Source organism: Amycolatopsis sp. NPDC021455, assembly GCF_040640995.1.
Classification (GTDB): Bacteria; Actinomycetota; Actinomycetes; order Mycobacteriales; family Pseudonocardiaceae; genus Amycolatopsis.
On the sequence record NZ_JBFACT010000001.1, the window covers coordinates 142,120 to 164,376 of the forward strand.

The window sequence follows — 22,257 nt, forward strand, 5'->3', positions numbered from 1 at the left end:
TCGATCAAGGTCGAGGTTGCATCATGATCTCATGACCACACCTGGGGAATGGGAGATCGACGCCGTCGATCTCGACGGCTACCTCGCGCGGATCGGGCAACAGCGACGCCCGCCGTCGGCCGAAGCGCTGAGAGACCTCATGCGCGCGCACGTCCGGACCATCCCGTTCGAGAACGTCGACGTCGTTCTCGAGCAGCACCAAGGGATTTCGCTCGACGTCGTCGGCGCGAAGCTCGTCGGACGGCAGCGGGGCGGCTACTGCTACGAACACAATGGCCTCTTCGCCGCCGTCCTCGAACGGCTCGGCTACACCGTGCACCGGCTCGCCGCGCGTGTTCAGCCGCGGCGGCCCGGGCCCTACACGCACATGACGCTGGTCGTCGACGTCGACGGCCGGCAGTTCCTCGCCGACGTCGGGTACGGGGCCGGGATCCTCGACCCCATGCCGCTCGTCGACGGCCACGAAGTCGACCAGGCCGGCTGGCCACACCGGATCGTCCGCAACGGTCCCTGGTGGACGCTCCGGAAAGGCGACGAGGACATCCTCGAGTTCCGGCTGGACGAGATGCACCGCATCGACTACGAGGTCTACCACCACTACACCTCGACGCACCCGAAGTCGCCCTTCACCGGACGGCTCGTGATCATGACGCTCGAACCCGGGGTCAGCCGCCGGCTGCTCGGGCGCGAACTCACCGTGGAAAAGGCGGACGGCACCAGCGAAACCAGCACCGTCGCGCCGGACGAGCTGGACGCCACCCTCAAGGACCTCGGCATCGAGCTGACGCCTGACGAGCTCGACCGGCTGAAGACCGTCTACTGACCGAACACCTCGGCCGCCGGCGCCGGGCGGCCGAGGTGGTAACCCTGCGCCTGGTCGCAGCCGAGCGTGCGGAGCAGCTCCAGCTGCTCCGCCGACTCGACCCCTTCGGCGATCACCGTCAGGTCCACCGCGTGGGCCATCGCGATGATGCTCGTCACGATGGCCGCCGCGTCCCGGGACTCGGCGATCCCCGTGATGAACGAACGGTCGATCTTGAGCGTGTCCAGGGTCAGGCTGCGCAGCTGCGCGAGCGACGAATAGCCGGTGCCGAAGTCGTCGATCGCCAGCAGCACCCCCAGCGACCGCAGGGACGCCAGCACTTCCGCGGCCGCCGCCTGGTCGCGCATCAACGCGCTTTCGGTGACCTCCAGGCACAGCGCGGCGGCGGGCAGCCCGGTGTTCGCGAGCGCGTCCTCGACCGCGGGCACCAGGTGCGGGTCGTCGAGCTGGCGGGCGGACAGGTTGACCTTCAACGTCAGGTCCAGCTCCTGCCCGGTGCGCCGCGCGGCGAGCTCGCGGGTGGTCGCGCGGAGCATCTCCTTGCCGATCACGTTGATCAGGTCGCTCTCCTCGGCGAGCGGGATGAACTCCGCGGGCGGGATCGCGCCGTGCCGGGGGTGCGTCCAGCGCAGCAGCGCCTCGACCGCGACCATCCCGCCCGTCCGCAGGTCGACGACCGGCTGGTACGCGGGCCAGAGCTGGCCGGAGCCGACCGCGTCACGCAGGTCCTGCTCCATCCGCAGCCGCCGCTGCACCCGTTCGCGCAGGCCGACGTCGAAGAAGTGGTGACGGCCGCGGCCGAGCGTCTTCGCCTGGTACATCGCGACGTCCGCGTCGCGCAGCAGGTCCTCGGCGCTGCGCCGGTCGTCCCGGCCGACGAGCACGACACCGATGCTCGCGTCGAGGTGCAGCTGCCTGCCGAGCACGCCGATCGGCTCGGCCAGCGCCGCCCGCAGGTGCTCGGCCAGCGCGCGGACTTCGCAGGGGTCGGTGACTTCGCCGGTGACGACCACGAACTCGTCGCCGCCGAGCCTGCCGACCAGGTCGTCGCGGCCGGAGCTGCGGCGCAGGCGCTCGCCGACGATCCGCAGCACCTGGTCGCCGACCGAGTGCCCGAGCGAGTCGTTGATGACCTTGAACTTGTCGAGGTCGAGGAACAGCACCGTGACCGCGCCCCGGTCACGGGCGTCGAGCCTGCCGAGCACCAGCGTCCGGTTGCCCAGCCGGGTGAGCGGGTCGTGGGTCGCGTCGTGGGCCAGCCGCGCGCTGATCGCGCGGGTCTCGGTGATGTCGGTGAACGACGTGACGACGGCCATCGCCGCCGGGTCGTCGGGGTTGAGCAGCCGGGACGTCAGCGACACCCAGACGTCGCGGCCGTCGGGCCGGCGCAGGCGTACGACCAGGCCGTTGTGGGTGACTCCGGTCCGCCGGGTCTGTACCGAAGGCATCTCGTCCGGCGGGATCCACCGCCCGGACTCGGTGAACAGCACCAGCGTGTGGCACGGGACGCCGATCAGGTCGGCTTCGGCGACGCCGAGGATCCGGCAGGCCGCCGGGTTGGCCGCTTCGATGAGCCCGGACGCGCCCGTCACCAGCACGCCTTCATCGAGCGACGCGACGACCGTGCGGTAGTTCTGCTCGGCCCGCCGCCGCGCGGTTTCGTCGGCGCAGACCAGCACGTACCCGTCGTTCATCTCGGCCGCCGAGACGCGGACCGCCAGCGGTGCGCCGTCCCGCCGCCGGTGCACCGCTTCCGCGACGCCGCCGCCGCGCCGGATGGCGGCCAGGTCGAGCGGGGCGCCGACGAGCTCGCTCGCGCACCGCCCGACGGCTTCGGCCGAGGTCCAGCCGTACACCGCCTCGGCGGCCGGGTTCCAGCTGGTCACGACGCCTTCGCCGGTGGTCGCGATCAGGGCGTCGCTGACGTGCGACACCAGCGCGGCCTGGTAGTGCAGGGCGTCGGCGGCGGCCTTCTTCGCCGTGATGTCGCGCATGACGACCTGGTAGGCCAGCCGGTCGCGGAGGCGCACCGACACCGTTTCGACGGCGAACTTGCTCCCGTCCAGCCGGCACATCAGGGCTTCGACCGGCTTGGTCGCCGCACCCGGACCGGTCAGCCCTGCGAGCTTCTCCACCACCGCGGCCTGGGACTCTTCGGCGACGAAGTCGGTGAACCGGCGTCCGACGACCTCGTCCGCCGACCGCGCGGCGAAGGTGTCGAGGGCGGCGCGGTTGGCGTAGGTCAGGACGCCGTCGCGGTGGACGCAGATCGCGTCCGGGCTCAGTTCGACCAGCTCGGCGGGATCGGCGGAAGGCTCGGCCGGCCCGCTCGCGGCGACGGCGTCTGCCTCCATGTGCGTCCGTCCCCCGTGAAGTCGGCGTATCGGCCCGTCGATTACACCACCGACTCCGGCTCCTGTATATCCGTCGGAATCGGGCCCCGGCCTGCGGATGCGCGCCGCAGCCGCGGTCCCCAGAACAGCAGCCCGAAGTGCGCGGCGAAGGCGTGGCCGAGCAGCGTGACGATCGAGTCGAGGCTCACCGGGTCGTCGCTGAGGTAGATCACCGCGATGAACGCCTCCATCGCGGCCAGCGCCCCCAGCCGCGCGCGGCCGCGCAGCAGGAACACCAGCGCGCCGGCCGTGGTGAAGAAGCCGTAGCTGACGCCGATGTCGAGCCAGTGCCCGGCCGAGCCGGGCAGGACGTGGGCGCTGATCAGGGCCATCACCGGCAGCTCGGTGACGAGCGTGGCGAGGACGTGCCCGGAGAAGAACACGGTGGCCACGCGGCGGGTGCGGAAGCGGCGTTCCAGCGGGGCGACGGCGACCGCGAAGATCACGGCGTAGGCGAGCCAGCCCTGGTCCGGCAGCCAGAACGCGCTGGTCAGCAGCGAGGTCAGCGGGCGGCGCCACAGGTTGTGGGCGTCGGTGCTGGACAGCCGGAGCAGCCGCTCGGTCACCGCCGGGTCGGCGAACTCGAGCAGCAGGGTCGTGCCGAGCAGGACGACCAGGTAGCCGAGGGTGAACGGCGTCGTCTTCGGATTCGGGACGAACCGGAGCAAAGCGCGACCGCTGAGGGGCGCCCGGGGGACCGGCTGTCTCGCCTTCAGCAGCATGGACTGAGCTTCGCCGGTCATGCTGGGAGTATTCCGAGCGCCGGCTTAGAAAACGCTGTGGACGTCACTGTCGGTCGAAGTCGGCGATACGTTACAGATTTTTGCCGCTACTTCACCCGTTCGGGGCACTTGTGCGGTAAGAATACGGTCACGATTCGGCCGAGAGGCCTCTCGGGAAGGTCTGTCGGGGTGAACGACGAGATATCGGTCGCCGAGCTGCTCGTGCGCGAAGGCTGGGGCGACAACCCGCCGCCGGCCAGCTCGCGCTGGCGGGTGGTGGCGGTGATGATGGCCGTCGTCATCGGCTGCGGGGCCGCCGCGGTACTGGTCGCCTTCGGCGGCAAGACACGCCAGGACGCCTCCCCGGTCGACCAGATCCAGGTCATCCCCTTCCCCCAGCGCACCACCGGCCTCGGCGGAGCGGACCAGGCCACCGACTCGCCGTCCGACGGCGGGATCGGCGGCGGCACCGGCGGCGACGTCGTGACGGCCGCGGGCGAGCACCGCGGCACCGTCACCGAGGTCCCGGGCAGCACGGCGCCGGCGACGCAGAGCAGCGGCGGAAGCAGCACCGAAACGCCGACGACGCCGACTACGACGGCCGGCCCCCAGCCTCCGGGCTCCTCGGCGGCCACCACCACGCCCCCGGCCGGCGGTCATTCGCCCACGCCCACGCCGCCGCAGCAGCAGCCGCCCAAGCCGACGACCTGCTTCCTGATCATCTGCTGGTGAGCAGGTCCGGCTCGCGGCGCCGGCCGAGGTGGTTGAACAGCAGGTTCAGCGAGAAGGCCAGGAACGCGGTCACCGTGATCGGGCTGCCGCCGATCGTCTGCAGCCACGCCGGGAAGTGCTTGAAGAAGTCCGGCACGAACGCCGGCAGCAGCCCGATGCCGAGGGCCACCGCGACGACGAACGTGTTGTGGTTGCCCGAGAACTCCACCTTGCGCAGGTTCTGCACGCCGACCGCGGCCACCATCGCGAACATCACCACCGCCACGCCACCGACCACCGGCTCCGGGATCGCCGCGATGAACGCGCCGATCTTCGGCACCAGGCCCATCAGGGCGAGCACCCCGCCGGTCACCGCGACGACCCAGCGGCTGCGCACGCCGGTCATCTGCACCAGGCCGACGTTCTGCGCGAACGCCGTGTCGGGGAAGGAGTTCATCACGCCGCCGAGGACCGCCGAGACGCCGTCGGTGGCCAGGCCGCGCGCGAGGTCCGCGTCGGTCGGCGGCCGTCCGGTGATCTCGCCGACGGCGATCAGGTCGGCCGTCGATTCGGTGAACGTCACCAGCATGACCACGCACATCGACAGCACCGCCGCGACCGGGAACGTCGGCGCGCCGAAGTGGAACGGCGAGGCGAGGCCGAACCAGCCCGCGTCGCGGATGGCGTCCCCGTGCACCAGGCCCATCGGCACCGCCACCACCAGGCCGATGACGAGCGCCAGCAGCGGCCCGACCTGGTTGGCGAACCCGCGCAGCACCCGCGTGAAGAGCACGACCAGCGCGATCACGCCGAACGCCAGCGCGATGTGCGACGGCGCCGCGTAGTCCGGCGCGCTCGGGTCGTGCCCGGCGATCATCGCCGCGCCCGGGCCGACCAGCGAAACGCCGATGACCAGCAGCAGCGTCCCGGAGACCAGCGGCGGGAAGAAGCGGATCATCTTGGCGAACGGCTTCGCGATCAGCAGCCCGAAGACACCGGACGCCAGCATCGCGCCGTACACCGCGGGCAGGCCGTACTGCGACGCGATGAGGATCATCGGGTTGACGACGCTGAACGTCGCGCCCGCCACCACCGGCAGCCGGATGCCGAGGATCTTCCCGATCCCGACCGCCTGGATCAGCGTCGCGATGCCCGCGACCAGGAGATCGGCGTTGACCAGCAGCCCGATCGTCGCCGGGTCCAGCTTGAGCGCGCTGCCGACGATCAGCGGCACCGCGACCGAACCGGCGTACATGATCGACATGTGCTGCAGGCCGAGCAGTGCCAGCCGTCCGGCGGGAAGACCTTCGTCGACCGGGTGTTTCGTCATGAGCGGACGGTAGCAAGCCCCGCGCGTCATGATCTTGTTTCGAGGGGCGGCGCGAAGGCCGCGAATGTGTGACCATCGGTGCATGACTTCGGGCGGTATTTCCCAGGTGGGTCCGCCGTTTCGCGCCGATCACGTCGGGAGCCTCCTGCGGCCCCCGGTGCTGCGTGACGCGCGGCGGCGGCACGAAAGCGGCGAGATCGGCGCGGAGCAGCTCCGCGCGGTCGAGGACGACGCGATCCGCGACGTGATCAAGATGCAGAAGGCGGCCGGGTTGAGCTCGGCGACCGACGGCGAGTTCCGGCGTGCCTCGTGGCACATGGACTTCATCTACTCGCTCGGCGGCATCTCGAAGAGCGACCAGCGGCTGCACGTGAAGTTCCACAACCTGGCGGGCGACCTCGAGTTCAGCCCGCCGGGCCTGCAGGTCGACGGCAAGGTGCGGCTCGACGAGCCGATCTTCGCCGACCACTTCCGGTTCCTGCGGTCCCATGTGGACCCCGGCGTGACGCCGAAGCTGACCATCCCGTCGCCGAGCATGGTCTACTACCGCGGCGGCCGGGCCGCGGTCAGCGAGAGCGTCTACCCGGACCTCGAAGAGTTCTTCGCCGACCTCAGCGCCGCCTACCGGGAGCAGGTCAGCGCGGTGCACGGCCTCGGCTGCCGGTACCTGCAGCTGGACGACACCAGCCTCGCCTACCTGAACGACCCGGCGCAGCGGGAGCTCGTCGCGCGGATGGGCGGCGACCCCGACACCCAGCACCTGCGCAACATCGCGACGATGAACGCCGCGCTGGAAGGCCGTCCCGAGGACCTGACCGTGACGACCCACCTGTGCCGGGGCAACTTCCGGTCGTCGTGGGCCGCCGAGGGCAGCTACGAGTTCGTCGCGGAGGCGCTCTTCGGCGAACTGGCCGTCGACGGGTTCTTCCTCGAGTACGACGACGAACGCTCCGGTGGCTTCGAGCCGCTGCGGTTCGTGCCCAAGGACAAGAAGGTCGTCCTGGGCCTGGTCACGACCAAGCGGCCGGAGCTGGAAGACCCGGACGTCCTGGTGCGGCGGATCGAAGAGGCATCGCGCTATGTCGACATCGACCGGCTCTGCCTGTCGCCGCAGTGCGGGTTCTCCTCGACCGAGGAAGGCAACGACCTGACCGCGGACGACCAGCTGCGGAAGCTCGAGCTGATCGTCGCGACGGCCGACCGCGTCTGGGGCGGCCGGTGATCACCTGCGTCGTCGACTACGTCATCGACCCCGCGAAGCTGCCCGACTTCGAACGCTTCGCCACCGCGTGGATGCGGCTGGTGCAGCGCGAAGGCGGCATCCACCACGGCTACTTCCTGCCGGCGGAGGGGGCGAGCGACGAAGCACGGGCGCTGTTCAGCTTCGAGAGCCTGGCCGCGTACGAGCGTTACCGGACGCTGTTCGGCGTCGACCCGGACTTCATCGAGGCCGACAAGATCCGCGACGAGAGCGGCTGCGTGGTGCGGTACCGGCGGACGTTCATGCGCCCGCTGCTCCCGGACGACGAAGAGGGGTGAGACACAGCGCGTCGCGGCCGCCGTCGGTCGTGGACCGGGTCCTGGATCTGCTGGGCGCGTTCACGGCCGAGCGGCCGCGGCTGACGCTGTCGGAGCTCAGCCGCCGGGTCGGGCTGCCGCTGTCGACCACGCACCGGCTGGCCGGCGAGCTGACCCGCCGCGGCGCGCTCATGCGCGACGAAACGGGCGCCTACCGCGTCGGGCTGTGGCTGTGGGAGGTCGCGTCGCTCGCGCCGCACGGCGCGGAGCTGCGGGAGAGCGCGATGCCGTTCCTGGAGGACCTCTACGAGGCCACGCACCAGAACGTGCAGCTCGCGGTGCTCGACGGGCCGGAGGTGGTGTTCGTCGAGCGCATCTCCGGCCGCGGCGCGGTCAACGTCGTGACGCGGGTCGGCGGACGGTTGCCCGCGCACGCGACCGGCGTCGGCCAGGTGCTCCTGGCGCACGCGCCGGCCGAGGCGCAGGAAGAGGTCCTGGCCGGCCCGCTGAAGACGTTCACGCCGAAGACGATCGGCTCGGCCACGCAGCTGCGGCGGGTGCTCGCGGACGTCCGCCGCGACGGGTACGCGATCAGCGACGGCCAGATCGAACTGGTCGCCCTGTCGGTGGCGGCCCCGGTCTACGACTCGACGGACGAGGTCGTGGCGGCGATCTCCGTCGTCGTTCCCGCCGAGGGGACGGACCCGCGGACGCTGATCCCGGCGGTCCGGGCCGCGGCACGCGGCATCTCGCGGGTGCTCGGTGCGCCGCGCGCGCTGCGCTCGTCCGGCGATTCCTCGACGGCATGAGCCTCTTGTGATCGGATGACAGGCATGGGTGCACAGGACACGGTTCTCGTCGTCGGGGCGGGGCAGAGCGGGTTCCAGGCCGTGGCTTCGCTGCGGGATCGCGGCTTCGACGGCCGGGTCGTGCTGGCCGGGGACGAGCCGGGCGTGCCGTACCAGCGGCCGCCGCTGTCGAAGGCCTACCTGGCCGGGACCGCCGGGCAGGAACAGCTGCACCTGCGTGGTGAGGACTTCTTCGCCGAGAAGGACATCGAGCTGGTCGCCGCCCGGGTCGAGGCCATCGACCGCGACGCGCGCGAAATCGAGCTCGACGACGGCCGGAAGCTCGGCTACGACCACCTGGTCCTCGCCACCGGCGCGCGCAACCGGCGGCTGCCCGTGCCCGGCGCGGACCTGCCGGGCGTGCTGACCCTGCGCACCCGCGACGACGCCGACCGGCTGCGCGCCTCCCTCGAGCGGGCCGGGAACGTCGTCGTGGTCGGCGGCGGGTTCATCGGGCTGGAGTTCGCCTCGCACGCGGGCCGCCCGGTGACGATCGTCGAGGCGCAGGACCGGCTGCTCAACCGGGTCGCGACGCCGGAGATCTCCGCCTACTTCGCCTCGCTGCACCGCGACGCCGGGCACACGGTGGTGCTGGGGCAAGGTGTCACGGCCCTGCACGGCGACGAGCGCGTCCGCGAGGTCGAGCTGTCCGACGGCACCCGGCTGCCCGCCGACCTGGTCGTGGTCGCCGTCGGCGTCGTGCCCGAGACGACGCTCGCCGCGGCCGCCGGTCTCCCGGTGGACAACGGCGTCGTCGTCGACGAACACCTGCGCACGGTGGACCCGCGGATCTTCGCCATCGGCGACTGCGCGAACTTCCCGTGCGTGCAGGCGGGGACCGCGACGCGGCTGGAGTCCGTGCAGAACGCCGTCGACCACGCCCGGTGCGTGGCCGCCGTGCTGACCGGCACGCCCGAGCCGTACGCGAGCCTGCCGTGGTTCTGGACCGACCAGGCGGGCGCGAAGCTGCAGATCGCCGGGATCCTCGCCGGAGCCGACCGGACCGTGGTCGCCGGTGACCCGGCCGAAGGCAGGTTCTCCGTGCTGTCCTTCCGCGGCGACGTCCTCGTCGCCGTCGAGTCGGTCAACCGGCCGGCCGACCACATCGCCGCGCGCCGCCTGTTCACCGCGGACCCGCGGCCCGCCTACGCCGACCTCGAAGCGAGCGCCTTCGACCTCAAGGCCCATCTGAAGGCGAGGGCGGCGTGATGCGCACCCAGGTCGCGGTGATCGGCGCCGGCCCGGCCGGGCTGCTGTTGTCCTTCCTGCTCCACGAGGCCGGGATCGACTGCGTGGTCCTGGAAGCACGCGACCGCGAGTACGTCCGGCAGCGCGTCCGGGCCGGTGTGTGCGAGCAGCCGACCGTCGAGCTGCTGACGTCGCTGGGGCTCGGCGAGCGGCTGGCCGCCGAAGGCATGCCGCACGAAGGCCTGTCGCTGCGGTTCGACCGCGCCGACCACCGGATCGCGCTGACCGAGCTGACCGGCAAGACGATCACGGTCTACGGGCAGCAGGAGATCGTCAAGGACCTGATCGACGCGCACGAAGCCCGCGGCTACCCGATCTCGTTCGAGGTTTCGGACGTCTCTCTGTCCGATGTGGACACGGATCGGCCTCGGGTGGGTTACCGCGATGCCGAAGGGGTCGCCCAGACCATCGAATGCGACGCCGTCGCGGGCTGCGACGGGTTCCACGGCATCTGCCGTCCGTCCATTCCGGACAGTGCGCTCACGGTGTACGAGCGCGAATACCCGTTCGCGTGGCTGGGGGTCCTCGCGCGGACGCCGCCGTCGCACCACGAGCTGATCTACACCCACCACGAACGCGGGTTCGCGCTGCACAGCATGCGGACACCGGAGATCACGCGGCTCTACCTCCAGGTCGACCCGGCCGAGTCGCTGGACGCCTGGTCCGACGACCGGATCTGGGCCGAGCTGACCGCACGGCTCGAGGTCGAAGGCGACTTCACGTTGCGAGAGGGCCCGATCCTCGACAAGGGGATCACGCCGATGCGCAGCTTCGTCGCGGAACCACTCCGCCACGGACGGCTGTTCTTGGCCGGCGACGCCGCCCACATCGTGCCGCCGACCGGCGCCAAGGGCATGAACCTGGCGATCGCCGACGTCCGCGTGCTGTCGCGAGCGCTGCAAGCGTTGCTGCGCGGGGACGAGTCGCTCGCCCAGTCCTATTCGGACACCTGCCTGCGCCGGGTGTGGCGGGCCGAGCACTTCTCGTGGTTCATGACGACGATGCTGCACACCGACCCGCACGCGGACGGCTTCGCCCGGCAGTTGCAGCTGTCGCAGCTTCGCTACACGACGTCGTCGCGGGCGGCGGCGACCAGCCTGGCCGAGAACTACGTGGGGCTGCCGTTCGCCTGAGATCGTCAACTCAAGGTTGACGCTCGGGCAGCGTCAACCTACAGTTGACGGCATGGACCTCCCGATGAACATCAAGCTCGACGACCTCATCAGCGCCATCAAGAGCAACCACGACAAGGACGCCCTCGCCCAGCTGACCGACGCCGTCTACGTCGGCCAGCACCTCGGCGAAGTGGCCGACCACCTGATCGGCCACTTCGTGGACCAGGCCCGGCGGTCCGGGGCGTCCTGGACCGAGATCGGCGCCAGCATGGGCGTCACGAAACAGGCCGCGCAGAAGCGGTTCGTGCCGAAGGTCGACCCCGGTGGCGACCCCAGCGGGGCGATCGAACGCGTCTACGGCCGCTACACCGACCGGGCCCGGCACGTGATCGTCGAGGCCCAGAAGGCCGCCGTCGACCACGGCAGTCCGGAGATCGACACCGTGCACATCGTGCTGGGGCTGCTGACCGAGCCGGCGGCGCTGGCGGCGGGGGCGATCCTCGCGCAAGGCGTGCACTTGGACGCCGTCCGCGAAGCCGCCGAGGCGCGGCTGCCCGAGCGGGCCGACCCCGCGCCGAACCCGGTGCCGTTCTCCGGGGCCGCCAAGAAGACCCTCGAGCTGACCATGCGCGAGGGCCTGCGGCTGGGGCACAACTACATCGGCACCGAGCACATGCTGCTGGCCCTGCTGGAACAGGGCGAAGGCGCCGGTTTCGAGGTGCTCGACGGCTTGGGCGTCAAGAAGGACAAGGCCGAGGCGAAGATCCTGGAGGTGCTGGCGGAGATCCTCGCCGCCCGGGGGCAGTGAGACTCCTGCTGGCCGCCATCCTCGCCGTGGCCTTGGTGACCCTGCTCGCCTGCGCGTGATCGGGAAGGACCAGGGGGTCTTCCCGCCCGCGACGGCGAAAAGCCGTGAAGGCCTCCTTACCGGCTCTTACAGCCGGTAAGGAGGCCTTCACGGACTTTGTCAGGCGGAGGCTTCCGGGCGGCCGTCGGCGGCCCAGGCCGTGTGGAACGAACCTTCGCGGTCCACCCGGCGGTAGGTGTGGGCGCCGAAGAAGTCCCGCTGGCCCTGGACCAGGGCCGCCGGGAGGCGGTCGGCGCGGAGGCCGTCGTAGTACGCCAGCGCCGTCGAGAAGCCCGGCGTCGGGATGCCGAGCTTGACCGCCGTCGAGATCACCGAGCGCCACGAGTCCTGCGCGTCCTCGACCGCCTTGCGGAAGCCGCCCGAGGTCAGCAGCGTCGGCAGCGCGGGCTCCTCGGCGTAGGCCGAGGTGATGTCGTTCAGGAACTTCGCGCGGATGATGCAGCCGCCGCGCCAGATCGACGCGACCTTGCCGAGGTCGATGTCCCAGCCGTACTCCGTCGCGCCGGCCTGGATCTGGTTGAAGCCCTGCGCGTACGCGACGACCTTCGACGCGTACAGCGCCTGTTCGACGTCGTCGGCGAAGCGCTCCAGCGAGGAACCCGACAGCGGCGCCGCCGAAGGACCGCCGAGGCCGCGAGCCGCCGCACGCAGCGACTTGGACCCGGACAGCGAGCGCGCGAAGACGGCTTCGGCGATGCCCGAGATCGGGACACCCAGGTCGAGGCCGATCTGCACGGTCCAGCGGCCGGTGCCCTTCTGCTCGGCGGCGTCCTCGACGACGTCGACGAACGGCTTGCCCGAAGAAGCATCGACGTGCGCGAGCACCTCGGCGGTGATCTCGATCAGGTAGGAGTCCAGCCGCCCGGTGTTCCACGTGCGGAAGACGTCGGCGATCTCGGCGGGGGAGTAGCCGCCAGCGTGCCGCAGCAGGTCGAACGACTCCGCGATCAGCTGCATGTCCGCGTACTCGATGCCGTTGTGCACCATCTTCACGAAGTGACCGGCACCGTCCGCGCCGATGTGCGTGCAGCACGGCTCGCCGTCGACCTTCGCCGAGATGTCCTCGAACAGCGGGCCGAGCGACTCGTACGACTCCTTCGAGCCGCCGGGCATGATGCTCGGCCCGTGCAGCGCGCCTTCCTCACCGCCCGAGACGCCGCTGCCGACGAAGTGCAGCCCCCGCTCGCGCAGCGCCTTCTCGCGGCGGCGCGTGTCGGCGAAGTGCGCGTTGCCGGCGTCGATGATGACGTCGCCCTCTTCGAGCAGCGGCGCGAACTCCTCGATGACGGCGTCCGTCGGGGCGCCCGCCTTGACCATGATCACGACCTGCCGCGGCCGCTCCAGCGCGTCGACGAAGTCCTGCGCGGAGTACGCCGGGATGAAGTCACCCTCGTCGCCGAACTGCTCCACCAGCGCGCGGGTCCGCTCCTCGGACCGGTTGTGCAGGGCCACCGTGTGTCCGTGCCGGGCCAGGTTGCGGGCCAGGTTGCGGCCCATGACCGCCAGGCCGGTGACCCCGATGCTCGCCTTCTTGCTCATCCGAATCCTTCCAACGACTCTCTCGATTCAGACCCTAGTCCGATCGACGCCTCAAGGAAGGGCACGGAGCGATGGCTCACTCAGTTCAGGAGAAGCAGCGGATCGGGCCCTTGTTGAAGGCGAGCATGTCGGTGATGGCCGCCACCAGGTCGATGTCGGCCCCCCACTCGGCGCCGTCCAGCTCGGCGTACGCCCGGTGGAGGTTCCCCGGCAGCCGCTCCTGCTCGGTCAGCGACGCGAACTCACCCAGGTCGGTCTCCTTGGCCAGCTCCAGCGGCGACAGCCCGGCGGCCTTCCCGCGCTCGGCCGTCTTCTGGACGAAGGCCAGGTACCGGCCGACCGTCTCCACCGCGGAGAGGTCGCACGGGCCGCCGTGGCCGGGCAGGATCACGGCCGGGTCCAGCTCGCGGATCACGTCGAGCGCGGCCAGCCAGCCGGCCACCGAGCCCATCAGCGCGAACGGGCTCCCGCCGTGGAACACCAGGTCACCGGCGTAGAGCACGCGCGGCCCGGGCAGCCAGGCCAGGACGTCGTTGGTCGTGTGCGCCGCGTGCCCGGGGTGGATCAGCTGGATCTCGACGTCCCCGGCGTACAGCGTGAGCCGGTCGTCGAACACGATCTCCGGCGGCCGGGACCGCAGCTCGCCCCAGTCGCTGCCGACGAAGATCCCCTCGAACTTCTGGATGCCCTCGGCGGCCAGCAGCTCGCGCGTCTTGCGGTGGCCGATCACCGCCGCGCCCTCGACGAGGTAGTTGCCGTTGGTGTGGTCACCGTGGTGGTGGGTGTTCACCAGCGTCGTCACCGGGCTGCCGGTCGTGTGTTCGACCGTCTCGAGCAGCGCGCGCGTGCGGCGCTCGGTCGAGCACGTGTCGATCAGCACGGTGTGGTCGCCGGCGTCGACGAACCCGCAGTTGTTGATGTACCAGGAGCCGTCGGGCTGCACGTAACCGTGCACCTGGTCGGCGAGCGGGGTGACGGTGGCGGCGGAGGGCGAACGATCGGTCACGGGGCCACTATGCCCCAGCCGGGGCTCCGCCGGTTGGCGGAATAATTCGGAATTTCGCTGGTCCAGGCGAGTGATAGCGCAGGTGACTGGCGTTCCGCGGCGTTTCCTGGAACGCTGCGCGGTGTCATCATCGAGATCCGCAAGGTGAAGCACTAGCCTGGGTGGGTTCGATAGTTCGCGTGCGACGGCGGCCGGTGGCCGCCGTTGCTTGGTAGTGGTCCGGGAGAGCAGGGCGATGGCCAGCACCGTCACCTCGCGCCGGAAGCAGCTCGGCAACGAGCTCCGGCATGCCCGCACCGCGGCGCGGATGACACAGCAGCAGGTCGCCGAGGTCCTCGGCTGCACCCAGGGCAAGGTCAACAAGATCGAGTCCGGTGCCGTCGGGGTGAAGCTCGGGGATGTGCGATCGATGCTGAACGCGTTCGGGATCAACGGCGAAGAGGCCGACACGCTGATGAACCTGGCGCGGGCCGCCGCCGGGCAGCGCGGCCACTGGTCGGGCTACCGCTCGGTGGTCCCGCACTGGTTCCGCACCTTCACGGACCTGGAGCCCGCGGCCGCGGAGATCCTCACCTGGCACGGTGAGCGCATCCCCGGCCCGCTGCAGTCCGAGCACTACATGCTCAAGCAGTTCACCGAGGCCGGCGCGACGGACGTGACGTCGCTGGTGCGCAACCGCCTCGACCGCAAGGCCGTGTTCGAGCAGCAGCAGCCGCCGTACTACCGGTTCATCATCAGCGAAGGCGCGTTGCGCCGGGCTCCCGGCGGCTACGCGCCCGCGGTGATGCTCGACCAGGTCGAGCACCTGCTCTCGCTCGAGAAGCACCCGCGGGTGTACGTGCACGTACTGCCGTTCGGGGCACGGCTGGCCGCGGTGCCCAACGACTTCACGATCATGCGCTTCCCGGACCGCACGCGGGACTTCGTCTACATCGAGCACTCCGCCGGCGGGCTCTACCTCGACGACGTCAAGGACTTCAACATCTTCGTCGACTCGTGGGACCGGTTGCGCGGCGCCGCGCTGGAGCGCCAGGAGACCCGCCAGTTCCTCAAGGAGCTCGCGGAGGGTTACCGCGCCCAGATGCAGCAGATCCAATAGGGCGAATGGCCGCGGGAGCTGTCCCAGGCAGTGAACAACTGTCGGTAGAGTGGGTCTGTTGCGCTCGAATTCACAGAAACGCCGCTTGAAAATGCCCGCTTGAAGGGGACGTCGTGGACCCCGACTTCCTTCCCGATGCCATCGACCTCGACCGGCCGAACATCGCGCGCATCTACGACTGGGCCCTCGGCGGCACCGCGAACTGGGCCATCGACCGGCAGTACGGCGAGCAGGCGGTCCAGATCTTCCCGCTGGCGAAAACCCTCGCGCGCAGCAACCGGGACTTCCTCGGCCGGGCCGTGCGCTACTGCCTCGCGGAGGGCATCACGCAGTTCCTCGACCTCGGCAGCGGCATTCCCACCGCGGGCAACGTGCACGAAGTGGCCGACGACTACGCCGACGACAGCCGGTGCGTCTACGTCGACCACGAGCCGGTGGCCGTCGCGCACGGGCGGATGCTGCTGGAGGAAGCCGGGGATCCCGAGCGGCACGCCGTGCTGCACGCCGACCTGCGTGACGTCGAAGACGTCTGGGAAGGCGCGCTGGCCACCGGCGTCCTCGACCCCGAGCGGCCGATCTGCCTGCTGACCGTGGCGGTGCTGCACTTCCTGCCGGACGTCACGGGCGTGCGGGAAGCCGTCCGCGACTACCGGAGGCTGCTCGCACCCGGATCGGCGTACGTCCTTTCGCACGCGACCGAATCCGGCGTCGAAGGCGAAGAGCTGGCGCAGATCCGGCGGCTGGTCAAGCTGTCGGAGCGGTCGAGCTCGCCCGCGATCTCCCGGTCGCTCGACGAGATCGCCGCGTTCTTCGGTAACTTCGAGGTGGTCGAGCCGGGAATCGTGCCTGTGGGAGAGTGGCGCCCTGAGCCCGGCGCCGCCACGGTCCCCCTCGCGAGCGTGGTCGGCGGTGTCGGCCGCAAGCCTGGAGGACAAGATGACGACGGATCCCGAAGCGCCTGAAGGCGTCGACCTCGAGCGGCCGAACGCGGCCCGCATCTACGACTGGTTCCTCGGCGGCACCGCCAACTGGGCCATCGACCGGCAGTTCGGCGAGCAGGCCGTCAAGACGTTCCCGATGATCAAGACGGTCGCCCGGGTCGGCCGCGACTTCCTCGGCCGCGGTGTCCGGTACCTGGCGCGCAACGGCGTCGACCAGTTCCTCGACCTGGGGTCGGGTGTCCCGACGGTCGGGAACGTCCACGAGGTCGCGGCGGCGGTGAACCCGGACGCGCGGTGCGTGTACGTCGACAACGAGCCGGTCGCGGTGGCGCACTCCCAGATCCTGCTGGAGCGCGAAGGCGTCGCAGGCCGGCACGCGGTGCTGCACGGTGACCTGCGCGACCCGGCCGACATCTGGAAGCGCGCGCTCGAAACCGGCGTGCTCGACCAGAACCGCCCGATCGGCCTGATCATGGTCGGCGTCCTCTACTTCCTCGGCGAGGACGAGCCGGTGGGCGAGATCATCCAGAAGTACCTGTCGCTGCTGCCCTCGGGCTCGTACTTCCTGTCCTCGCACCTGACGAGCGACGGCATGGAGGCGATGGCCGACGCGGAAAGCCGCGAGTCGATCATGAAGCAGTACGACCGGTCCAGCACGCCGCTGCACCTGCGCACGCGCGCGGAGTTCACGTCGTTCTTCGAGGGGCTGGAGCTGGTCGAGCCGGGCATCGTGTTCCTCCCGGAGTGGCACCCCGAGGAGATCGAGTCGCGGGCCACGAAGAAGCTCGCGAACGACCCGGCGTTCGTCGGGCACCTGTGCGGCCTCGGCCGCAAACCGTGACGGCCGCCTACGATCCGGTCGCCGTCCAGTACGCCGAGTTCGTCCGCGACATCTGGGACGACCACCCGCTGGACCGCGCCGCGTGGACGGCGTTCGCGGACTCCGTGCGCGGCCGCGGCCCGGTCGCCGACCTCGGCTGCGGCCCCGGCCACCTCACGGCGCACCTGCGGTCGCTGGGGCTCGACGTGTTCGGCGTCGACGTGTCCCCGGCGATGATCGAGCTGGCCCGCGCCGCCGAGCCGTCGCTGCGGTTCGAAGTCGGTTCCATGGCGGCGCTGGACCTGCCCGGCGCGTCGCTGGCCGGGATCCTGTCGTGGTACTCGGTGATCCACACGCCGCCGGCGGAGGTGCCGGGCATCCTGGCCGAGTTCACCCGGACGTTGGCCCCGGGCGGTCACGTTCTGTTGGGGTGCTTCGAATCCGACGGCGGGCCGGTGACGGAGTTCGACCACAAGGTCACGACGGCCTACCGCTGGCCGCTGGACGAGCTGGCGGGCCTGGCGGCCGCGGCCGGGCTCGTCGAGGTGGGCCGGCTGTACCGCGCGCACGGGGAAGGCGAGCGTCCCTTCCGCCAGGGCCGCCTCTTCCTGCGAAAGCCTTAGCCGTCCGAAGGCGAGAGCCCCGGTTCCGAAGGGAACCGGGGCTCTTTGTGGTGGTACGGCAGTTCAGGGCTTCAGGCGCGCGAGCCGATGCGGCCGCGCAGCAGGGGCGTCAGGTCGATCGAGGTCTCGAGCGGCCGGGTGGTCCGGACCCCGTCGGAGTAGTGCCGCAGCGGGAGGTCCTGGTCCGTCGCCCACGTCGTGGTCTTGCGCAGCGGCGCCTGGATCAGGCTGAAGCCGAAGCGGTTCCTCAGTTCGTTCCCGATTCCGCGGCGGCCACGGTGCTGTTCGTCCTCGCGGCGCAACAGCGAGTTCAGCCGGACGGCCATCTTCTACACCCCCAGCTCTCGTCGCGGTGACCGGGCACGCCATTCGGCAGCGGAGCGCGCAAACGCTTCCCCATGCTTGGTCCGGACCAGGCCTGGTGGCGCACTCTCCTCGACAATCACGCTGATCCTCCCCCATGAGGTCATAACCGTGGCTGGGATCGGGTCGGTTCCGGCACTCGTCCTGCGTGGACGACCGCCCGTCGCGGGCAGGCTGTCGTTCGCCGACGCCGGCGCCCCGGCCGATGCGATTAATCCTACTCCTGGAATAATCTTCATGTCGAGGCCGGAGCCAGTTGATCACCCGCTTGGCCCCTTGGCGTACTCCATTGAGACACTGAGTAGCCGGGAGCGGGGACCTTCGACCAGGTCACGGCCGCGCCCCCCAACGATCCTCGGAGGTACGACCCATGGCGGATTATCCGTCGTTCGCGGATTACGATCCGAACACGGCCGTGTCCCTGTTCCAAGAGGCCGCCTGGGAGAAGTCGTTCGCCAGCGAGCCCAACGGCGGCAGCTGCGTCGAGGTCAACCTGGGTCGCGAAGGGATGATCGGCGTCCGGGACACCAAGCTCGCCGGCAGCCCGGTCTTCGTGTTCGACACCGCCGAGTGGGAAGCGTTCCTGATCGCCGTCAAGGCGGGGCAGTTCGACCTGCCCGCCTGAGTTCGCGACAGCTGTGTCCTCGAACAGCATGGTGAAGGCCCCCTTCCCCGTCCTCTGCGGTGAAGGAGGCCTTCGCGACGCCGTGAATACGCCTGAGCGCCGGATGTGAGGGAAATCTCACCCGGTTGCCGGAAGCTCCCCACCGCGCAGCCGGCCGCGGGTCCGGCGCCAGGCCACCACGACGAGCACTACCAGCCCGATCAGCGGCAGCGTGCTGATCGCCCAGCTCAGCCCCATCGGCGGCCCCGGCTGTTCCTGCACCGGCAACGCGCGCAACTCGCCGGTGCCGGTCCCGGCGGGCCCGTTGACGGTGAACTGCAACGTCCAGTCGCCTGGCTGCGGCAGCGAGCGGACGTCGAGACCCCAGACGTCGCGCTTGCGCGGGTGCCGCACGAGCGGCTGGGCGCGCCGCTGCATGCTGTCCGGGCCGAGCATCCTGAGCGTGCCGGACTTCCCTTCGATCCCGCCGTCGGGGATGAACGTGAAGTCCAGTGACTGCATGGCCTTCACCGGCCAGGTGCTGAACCCGACTGTCAGCCCGTACGGCCCGGCCTGCACCCGCTCGGTGTGCACGATGTTGACCGGTTCGTAGGCGTTCGCCGGCGCCGCGGTCGCGAACAGCAGGCCGGCGACGGCGGCCAAGGCGAGCAATGCCCGCCTTATGGGGGTTCCGGGTGGCGGAGCCCCCGGCCGGGGCGGAGCCCCGAGTGACATTGTCTTACGCATCAGCGGTTTCCCCCTTCTTCGCGGGCGCCAGCAGGCAGAGCATCCCGCCGAACCGCCACCCGGCGAACCCGCCGAGCAGCCCGAAAGCCGCGCTGAGCACGGCGGTCGTCGTCAGGTACCAGGCCGGCGGCACGTGCGCGCCGGGGTAGAGCATCGCCTGCTGCAGCGGCAGGCTGAGCCCGAGCAGCAGCCCGGCGATCCCGCCGGCGACCACGGACACCCGGCCCGCGCGCCACCCCCGGCGCCGGCCGGCGAGGTACACCAGTTCCATCAGCCCGGCCACCGGCAGCAGCGCGAGCGGTGCCAGCGACGGCATCTCGGGCACGCCCGAGATCGTGTCCCGCAACGGCAAATCGACCAGGTCGGCGTACGCCCTCGCCGCCCACGGCGAGAACCACCAGAAGACGCCCTGCACGGCCGCGACCATCGCCGCCGTGCCGAGCGCGCCACCCGGACGGCGGAGGAACCCGGCCGCGACCGCGACCAGCAGCACCGCCATCATCGACGTGCCGATCGCCACGGCGTCGGCGTAGTCGTCCGGCACCTGCTGCAGCCCCAGCGCCGTCACGGGCGCGAACGTCAGCAGCACGGTCAGCGAGGCGAGGGTGCCGAGCCGGCCCCAGCGGTGCTCGCGCGCCGCGGCGAACACCGCGGTCGTGCCGATCAGCGACACCGAGATCGACAGCAGCAGCCCGATGTGCGGCGGCGAGTCGATGACCGCGTCGAAGCCGTAGAGCCCGTGCCACCACTGGTCCCAGAGGCCGTACAGCAGGAACGTCGCCGCGCCGACGCCGGAGACCAGGTAGCCCAGCGGTGCCGCGAACGTCCGGCCGAAGACGTTGACCACGCGCCCGCCGACCCGTGGGTCGACCGGCCGTCCCGCGCGCCGCGCCGCCGTCGTCAGCAGCACGACGGCGAGGCTCGCCAGGCCGACGACCGCGCTGCCCGCGTACAGGAACAAGTGCGGCAGTGTGAAGAACGTGTCCGGCCCGACGTCGCTGTGCCACTGGATGTCCCAGGTGAGCCCGACCAGCGACAGCAGCGAACCCCCGAGCACGACGTTCGCGGGCAGCAACCCCGTCCGTGCCTGTTTCGTCACCGACGTGGTGCGCACGCCGGATGCGGTGAGATCCATTCCCCCTCCTTTTACTTGACCAACACGGGAAAGACGACTTGCGCGGGCCCGCCCGGGCCGCGCAGGGACACGGTGATCTCCCACTGCCCGGCCATCGGCAGCCCGACGCCCACGGCGCGGAAGCGGCCGGGCCCGTCCGGGCCGGCGGGCACCGGCGGGAACGCGTGCCCCATCTGCGCCATCACCGGCGCGACCGTGACGGCGTCGGGCGCGGGCCCGGTGACGCCGAGCGTGAACGTGTTGCCGCCGACGCGCGGCTCGTCCGCGGAGAACTGGACGGTGTACGGCCCGGAAACCGCTTGCTGGGCAGTGGATTTCGCGTCACCGCCACCCCAGAGCAGCCACGCGATCCCGGCCGCGGCCACGAGCGCGACCACGGCGATCAGGACGGTCGGGCGCTTCATCGGCCGGCTCCGTTCGCGGGGACGTCCACGACGGCCGGGATGGTGAGCACGCGGTAGTCGCGTTCGGCCTGCAGCCAGATCCGGTACCGGCCGGGCGCGGAGAAGGTGTAGGTGAAACCGACGTCCGGGCCGTACGCGGCCACGGTCTCGTCCGGGCGGTCGAGCTGCCCGGCGACCGGCGGGATCATCGCGTGGACGTGCGCCCACGTGGGTGCCTTCGCGGCGCTTTCCCCGACCGGCCCGGTGATCGGCCCCGCGATGATCAGGTGGCCGAGCATGCCCAGCCACGGCTGGAGGTCGTGGGTCCGGAAGTGCGCGGTGATCGTCGCCGGCGGGCCCGGGCTGATCGTGAGGTCCACCGGGGTGCCGTCGACGGTTCGCGGTCCGGCGCCCGCCGGTTCGGGAGCGGGTGCCGCGGCACCAGTCATGTCCACTGTGGACCGTACAAGCTGGACTCCACCACCGCGCCGGACGAGTTCCGCGGCGACGGCGTACGTGCCCGCCTCCGGATCGGCGAGGCCGACGCGGTAGTCGCCCGGGCCGACGCGCACCGGGTGCAGGTGGCTCATCCGGCCCGACGGCGAGACCACGACGAGGTGCACGAGGGCGTTGTCGTGGACGAGCAGGTCGTCGGCCGGACGTCCGGTGGCGCCGTCGGTGAGGCCCAGTCGCAGCTCACCGCGTTCGGCGCGGACGGCCAGGTTCACCGGTGGCCGCGAGTAGTCCACTGTCGACAGACGGGCGTTGGCGTACGGGTCGGTGACGTTGTCGAACGTCGGGTCGAGCTGGCTGCCCGGCGCGGGTGGCGGGGGAGTGCTCGCCGACAGCAGGGCGCCCGTGACGGCGACGGCGATCGCGGCGACCGCGCCGCCCGCCGGGACCAGGGCGAAGGCGGTGCGTCTCGCCCTGAGTCCGACGATCAGGGCGAGCAGCAGGAACGCGCCCGCGGCGACGAACCCGCCGTAGGCCGCCTTTTCCCACGGCGGAACCACGCGAGCCGGCACGATGAACGGGATCGTGGCGGCCGGGCTCGTGCCGTCGGACAGCGAGAGTTCCCACGGTCCCGGCTTCCCGACACGCAGATTCCCCGCGTAGACACCAGGTTCGGCGCCGAGGACGACGTCGGCTTTCGCGGTGACGACCCCGTCGGCCGCGACGCTCAGGTGCAGCGTGCCGGGTGCGGTGCCCCGGTGCGTCACGACGTCGACCCGCAGCGGCGACGGCGTCACGTCGACCCGGCGGATGATCACGGTCAGTTCGCGCGCGCCGAGCGTCTGCGCTACCTGGATGTCGGCGCCGGACGGCGCGCCGTCGGCGTGCGCAGTCCCGCCGCCGGCCGCGATCCCCAGGATGGCCAGCAGCAGCGCCAGTGCGAGTTTCGGTTTGCTCCCCATCGTGCT

At 71.0% G+C, this 22,257-nt stretch carries 23 protein-coding genes; 13 read left to right on the plus strand and 10 right to left on the minus strand.

The annotated features are described in order from the left end of the window. Positions 1 to 31 precede the first annotated feature (31 nt). Positions 32 to 823 carry an arylamine N-acetyltransferase gene (locus AB0G28_RS00805; protein ID WP_361081613.1) on the plus strand — a complete coding sequence of 264 codons (792 nt, stop codon included), beginning with the start codon at positions 32 to 34 and terminating at the stop codon, positions 821 to 823. Here the strand turns inward: AB0G28_RS00805 and AB0G28_RS00810 are convergent. Both AB0G28_RS00810 and AB0G28_RS00815 read right to left on the minus strand, forming a co-directional pair. After that, positions 817 to 3,177 carry an EAL domain-containing protein gene (locus AB0G28_RS00810; protein WP_361081615.1) on the minus strand — a complete coding sequence of 787 codons (2,361 nt, stop codon included), beginning with the start codon at positions 3,175 to 3,177 and terminating at the stop codon, positions 817 to 819. The genes AB0G28_RS00805 and AB0G28_RS00810 overlap by 7 nt on opposite strands. Before the next feature lie 41 nt (positions 3,178 to 3,218). Next, positions 3,219 to 3,959: a rhomboid-like protein gene (locus AB0G28_RS00815; protein WP_361081617.1), complete on the minus strand. Its 741-nt coding sequence runs from the start codon at positions 3,957 to 3,959 to the stop codon at positions 3,219 to 3,221. Between the two features lie 168 nt (positions 3,960 to 4,127). Between AB0G28_RS00815 and AB0G28_RS00820 the strand changes: the two genes are divergently transcribed. After that, positions 4,128 to 4,670 (plus strand): hypothetical protein, encoded by a 543-nt coding sequence (locus tag AB0G28_RS00820; RefSeq protein ID WP_361081618.1) that lies wholly within the window; start codon positions 4,128 to 4,130, stop codon positions 4,668 to 4,670. Here AB0G28_RS00820 and AB0G28_RS00825 read toward each other — a convergent pair. After that, entirely contained in the window at positions 4,657 to 5,979 is a 1,323-nt protein-coding gene (locus tag AB0G28_RS00825) for a nucleobase:cation symporter-2 family protein (RefSeq protein WP_361081620.1), read from the minus strand. The genes AB0G28_RS00820 and AB0G28_RS00825 overlap by 14 nt on opposite strands. Positions 5,980 to 6,061: 82 nt before the next feature. On the opposite strand from AB0G28_RS00825, the gene AB0G28_RS00830 reads away from it, so the two are divergent. Genes AB0G28_RS00830 through AB0G28_RS00855 form a run of 6 tightly spaced genes read left to right on the plus strand, consistent with a single transcriptional unit; the run spans position 6,062 to position 11,516 of the window. Further along, on the plus strand, positions 6,062 to 7,201 hold the full coding sequence (locus tag AB0G28_RS00830; protein ID WP_361081622.1) for a 5-methyltetrahydropteroyltriglutamate--homocysteine S-methyltransferase: 1,140 nt from the start codon (positions 6,062 to 6,064) through the stop codon (positions 7,199 to 7,201). Further along, positions 7,198 to 7,518 carry an NIPSNAP family protein gene (locus AB0G28_RS00835; protein ID WP_361081623.1) on the plus strand — a complete coding sequence of 107 codons (321 nt, stop codon included), beginning with the start codon at positions 7,198 to 7,200 and terminating at the stop codon, positions 7,516 to 7,518. The genes AB0G28_RS00830 and AB0G28_RS00835 overlap by 4 nt, the downstream gene beginning before the upstream one ends. After that, a complete protein-coding gene (locus AB0G28_RS00840; RefSeq protein ID WP_361081625.1) occupies positions 7,515 to 8,306 on the plus strand; it encodes an IclR family transcriptional regulator in 792 nt (263 codons plus the stop codon). The genes AB0G28_RS00835 and AB0G28_RS00840 overlap by 4 nt, the downstream gene beginning before the upstream one ends. Before the next feature lie 24 nt (positions 8,307 to 8,330). Then, positions 8,331 to 9,554 carry an FAD-dependent oxidoreductase gene (locus AB0G28_RS00845; protein ID WP_361081627.1) on the plus strand — a complete coding sequence of 408 codons (1,224 nt, stop codon included), beginning with the start codon at positions 8,331 to 8,333 and terminating at the stop codon, positions 9,552 to 9,554. After that, positions 9,551 to 10,726, plus strand: coding sequence for a 4-hydroxybenzoate 3-monooxygenase (locus AB0G28_RS00850; protein ID WP_361081629.1), 1,176 nt, complete (start codon positions 9,551 to 9,553; stop codon positions 10,724 to 10,726). Before AB0G28_RS00845 ends, AB0G28_RS00850 begins: the two co-directional genes overlap by 4 nt. 52 nt (positions 10,727 to 10,778) lie before the next feature. Continuing rightward, the gene (locus tag AB0G28_RS00855) at positions 10,779 to 11,516 is read left to right on the plus strand and encodes a Clp protease N-terminal domain-containing protein (RefSeq protein ID WP_361081631.1); all 738 of its coding nucleotides are present in this window, start codon (positions 10,779 to 10,781) and stop codon (positions 11,514 to 11,516) included. A 159-nt stretch (positions 11,517 to 11,675) separates the two neighbouring features. Here the strand turns inward: AB0G28_RS00855 and gndA are convergent, their stop codons facing one another. Continuing rightward, positions 11,676 to 13,115 (minus strand): NADP-dependent phosphogluconate dehydrogenase, encoded by a 1,440-nt coding sequence (gene gndA, locus AB0G28_RS00860; protein ID WP_361081633.1) that lies wholly within the window; start codon positions 13,113 to 13,115, stop codon positions 11,676 to 11,678. Between the two features lie 85 nt (positions 13,116 to 13,200). Continuing rightward, positions 13,201 to 14,121 carry an MBL fold metallo-hydrolase gene (locus AB0G28_RS00865; RefSeq protein WP_361081635.1) on the minus strand — a complete coding sequence of 307 codons (921 nt, stop codon included), beginning with the start codon at positions 14,119 to 14,121 and terminating at the stop codon, positions 13,201 to 13,203. Between the two features lie 235 nt (positions 14,122 to 14,356). Between AB0G28_RS00865 and AB0G28_RS00870 the strand changes: the two genes are divergently transcribed. The 4 genes from AB0G28_RS00870 (at position 14,357) to AB0G28_RS00885 (ending at position 17,604) form a co-directional block, all read left to right on the plus strand. Beyond that, positions 14,357 to 15,220, plus strand: coding sequence for a helix-turn-helix transcriptional regulator (locus tag AB0G28_RS00870; RefSeq protein ID WP_086860877.1), 864 nt, complete (start codon positions 14,357 to 14,359; stop codon positions 15,218 to 15,220). 113 nt (positions 15,221 to 15,333) lie between these two features. Next, entirely contained in the window at positions 15,334 to 16,182 is an 849-nt protein-coding gene (locus tag AB0G28_RS00875; protein WP_361081636.1) for an SAM-dependent methyltransferase, read from the plus strand. After that, positions 16,157 to 17,002: an SAM-dependent methyltransferase gene (locus tag AB0G28_RS00880; protein WP_361081638.1), complete on the plus strand. Its 846-nt coding sequence runs from the start codon at positions 16,157 to 16,159 to the stop codon at positions 17,000 to 17,002. Before AB0G28_RS00875 ends, AB0G28_RS00880 begins: the two co-directional genes overlap by 26 nt. Continuing rightward, positions 16,999 to 17,604, plus strand: a complete 606-nt coding sequence (locus tag AB0G28_RS00885) for a class I SAM-dependent methyltransferase (protein ID WP_361081640.1) — start codon at positions 16,999 to 17,001, stop codon at positions 17,602 to 17,604. The genes AB0G28_RS00880 and AB0G28_RS00885 overlap by 4 nt, the downstream gene beginning before the upstream one ends. A 71-nt stretch (positions 17,605 to 17,675) precedes the next feature. On the opposite strand, the gene AB0G28_RS00890 is transcribed toward AB0G28_RS00885, so the two are convergent. Continuing rightward, on the minus strand, positions 17,676 to 17,930 hold the full coding sequence (locus AB0G28_RS00890; protein ID WP_361081642.1) for a hypothetical protein: 255 nt from the start codon (positions 17,928 to 17,930) through the stop codon (positions 17,676 to 17,678). A gap of 407 nt (positions 17,931 to 18,337) precedes the next feature. Here AB0G28_RS00890 and AB0G28_RS00895 point away from each other — a divergent pair, with 407 nt between their 5' ends. Further along, a complete protein-coding gene (locus AB0G28_RS00895) occupies positions 18,338 to 18,592 on the plus strand; it encodes a DUF397 domain-containing protein (protein ID WP_361081644.1) in 255 nt (84 codons plus the stop codon). 117 nt (positions 18,593 to 18,709) lie between these two features. Here AB0G28_RS00895 and AB0G28_RS00900 read toward each other — a convergent pair whose 3' ends face one another. From AB0G28_RS00900 to AB0G28_RS00915, 4 genes are read right to left on the minus strand one after another with little or no spacing between them, the layout of a single operon-like run. After that, a complete protein-coding gene (locus AB0G28_RS00900; RefSeq protein WP_361082339.1) occupies positions 18,710 to 19,255 on the minus strand; it encodes a hypothetical protein in 546 nt (181 codons plus the stop codon). Between the two features lie 55 nt (positions 19,256 to 19,310). Continuing rightward, positions 19,311 to 20,453 (minus strand): hypothetical protein, encoded by a 1,143-nt coding sequence (locus AB0G28_RS00905; protein WP_361081646.1) that lies wholly within the window; start codon positions 20,451 to 20,453, stop codon positions 19,311 to 19,313. An 11-nt stretch (positions 20,454 to 20,464) separates the two neighbouring features. After that, entirely contained in the window at positions 20,465 to 20,857 is a 393-nt protein-coding gene (locus tag AB0G28_RS00910; protein ID WP_361081648.1) for a FixH family protein, read from the minus strand. After that, on the minus strand, positions 20,854 to 22,251 hold the full coding sequence (locus tag AB0G28_RS00915) for a hypothetical protein (protein ID WP_361081650.1): 1,398 nt from the start codon (positions 22,249 to 22,251) through the stop codon (positions 20,854 to 20,856). The genes AB0G28_RS00910 and AB0G28_RS00915 overlap by 4 nt, the downstream gene beginning before the upstream one ends. Positions 22,252 to 22,257 lie beyond the last annotated feature (6 nt).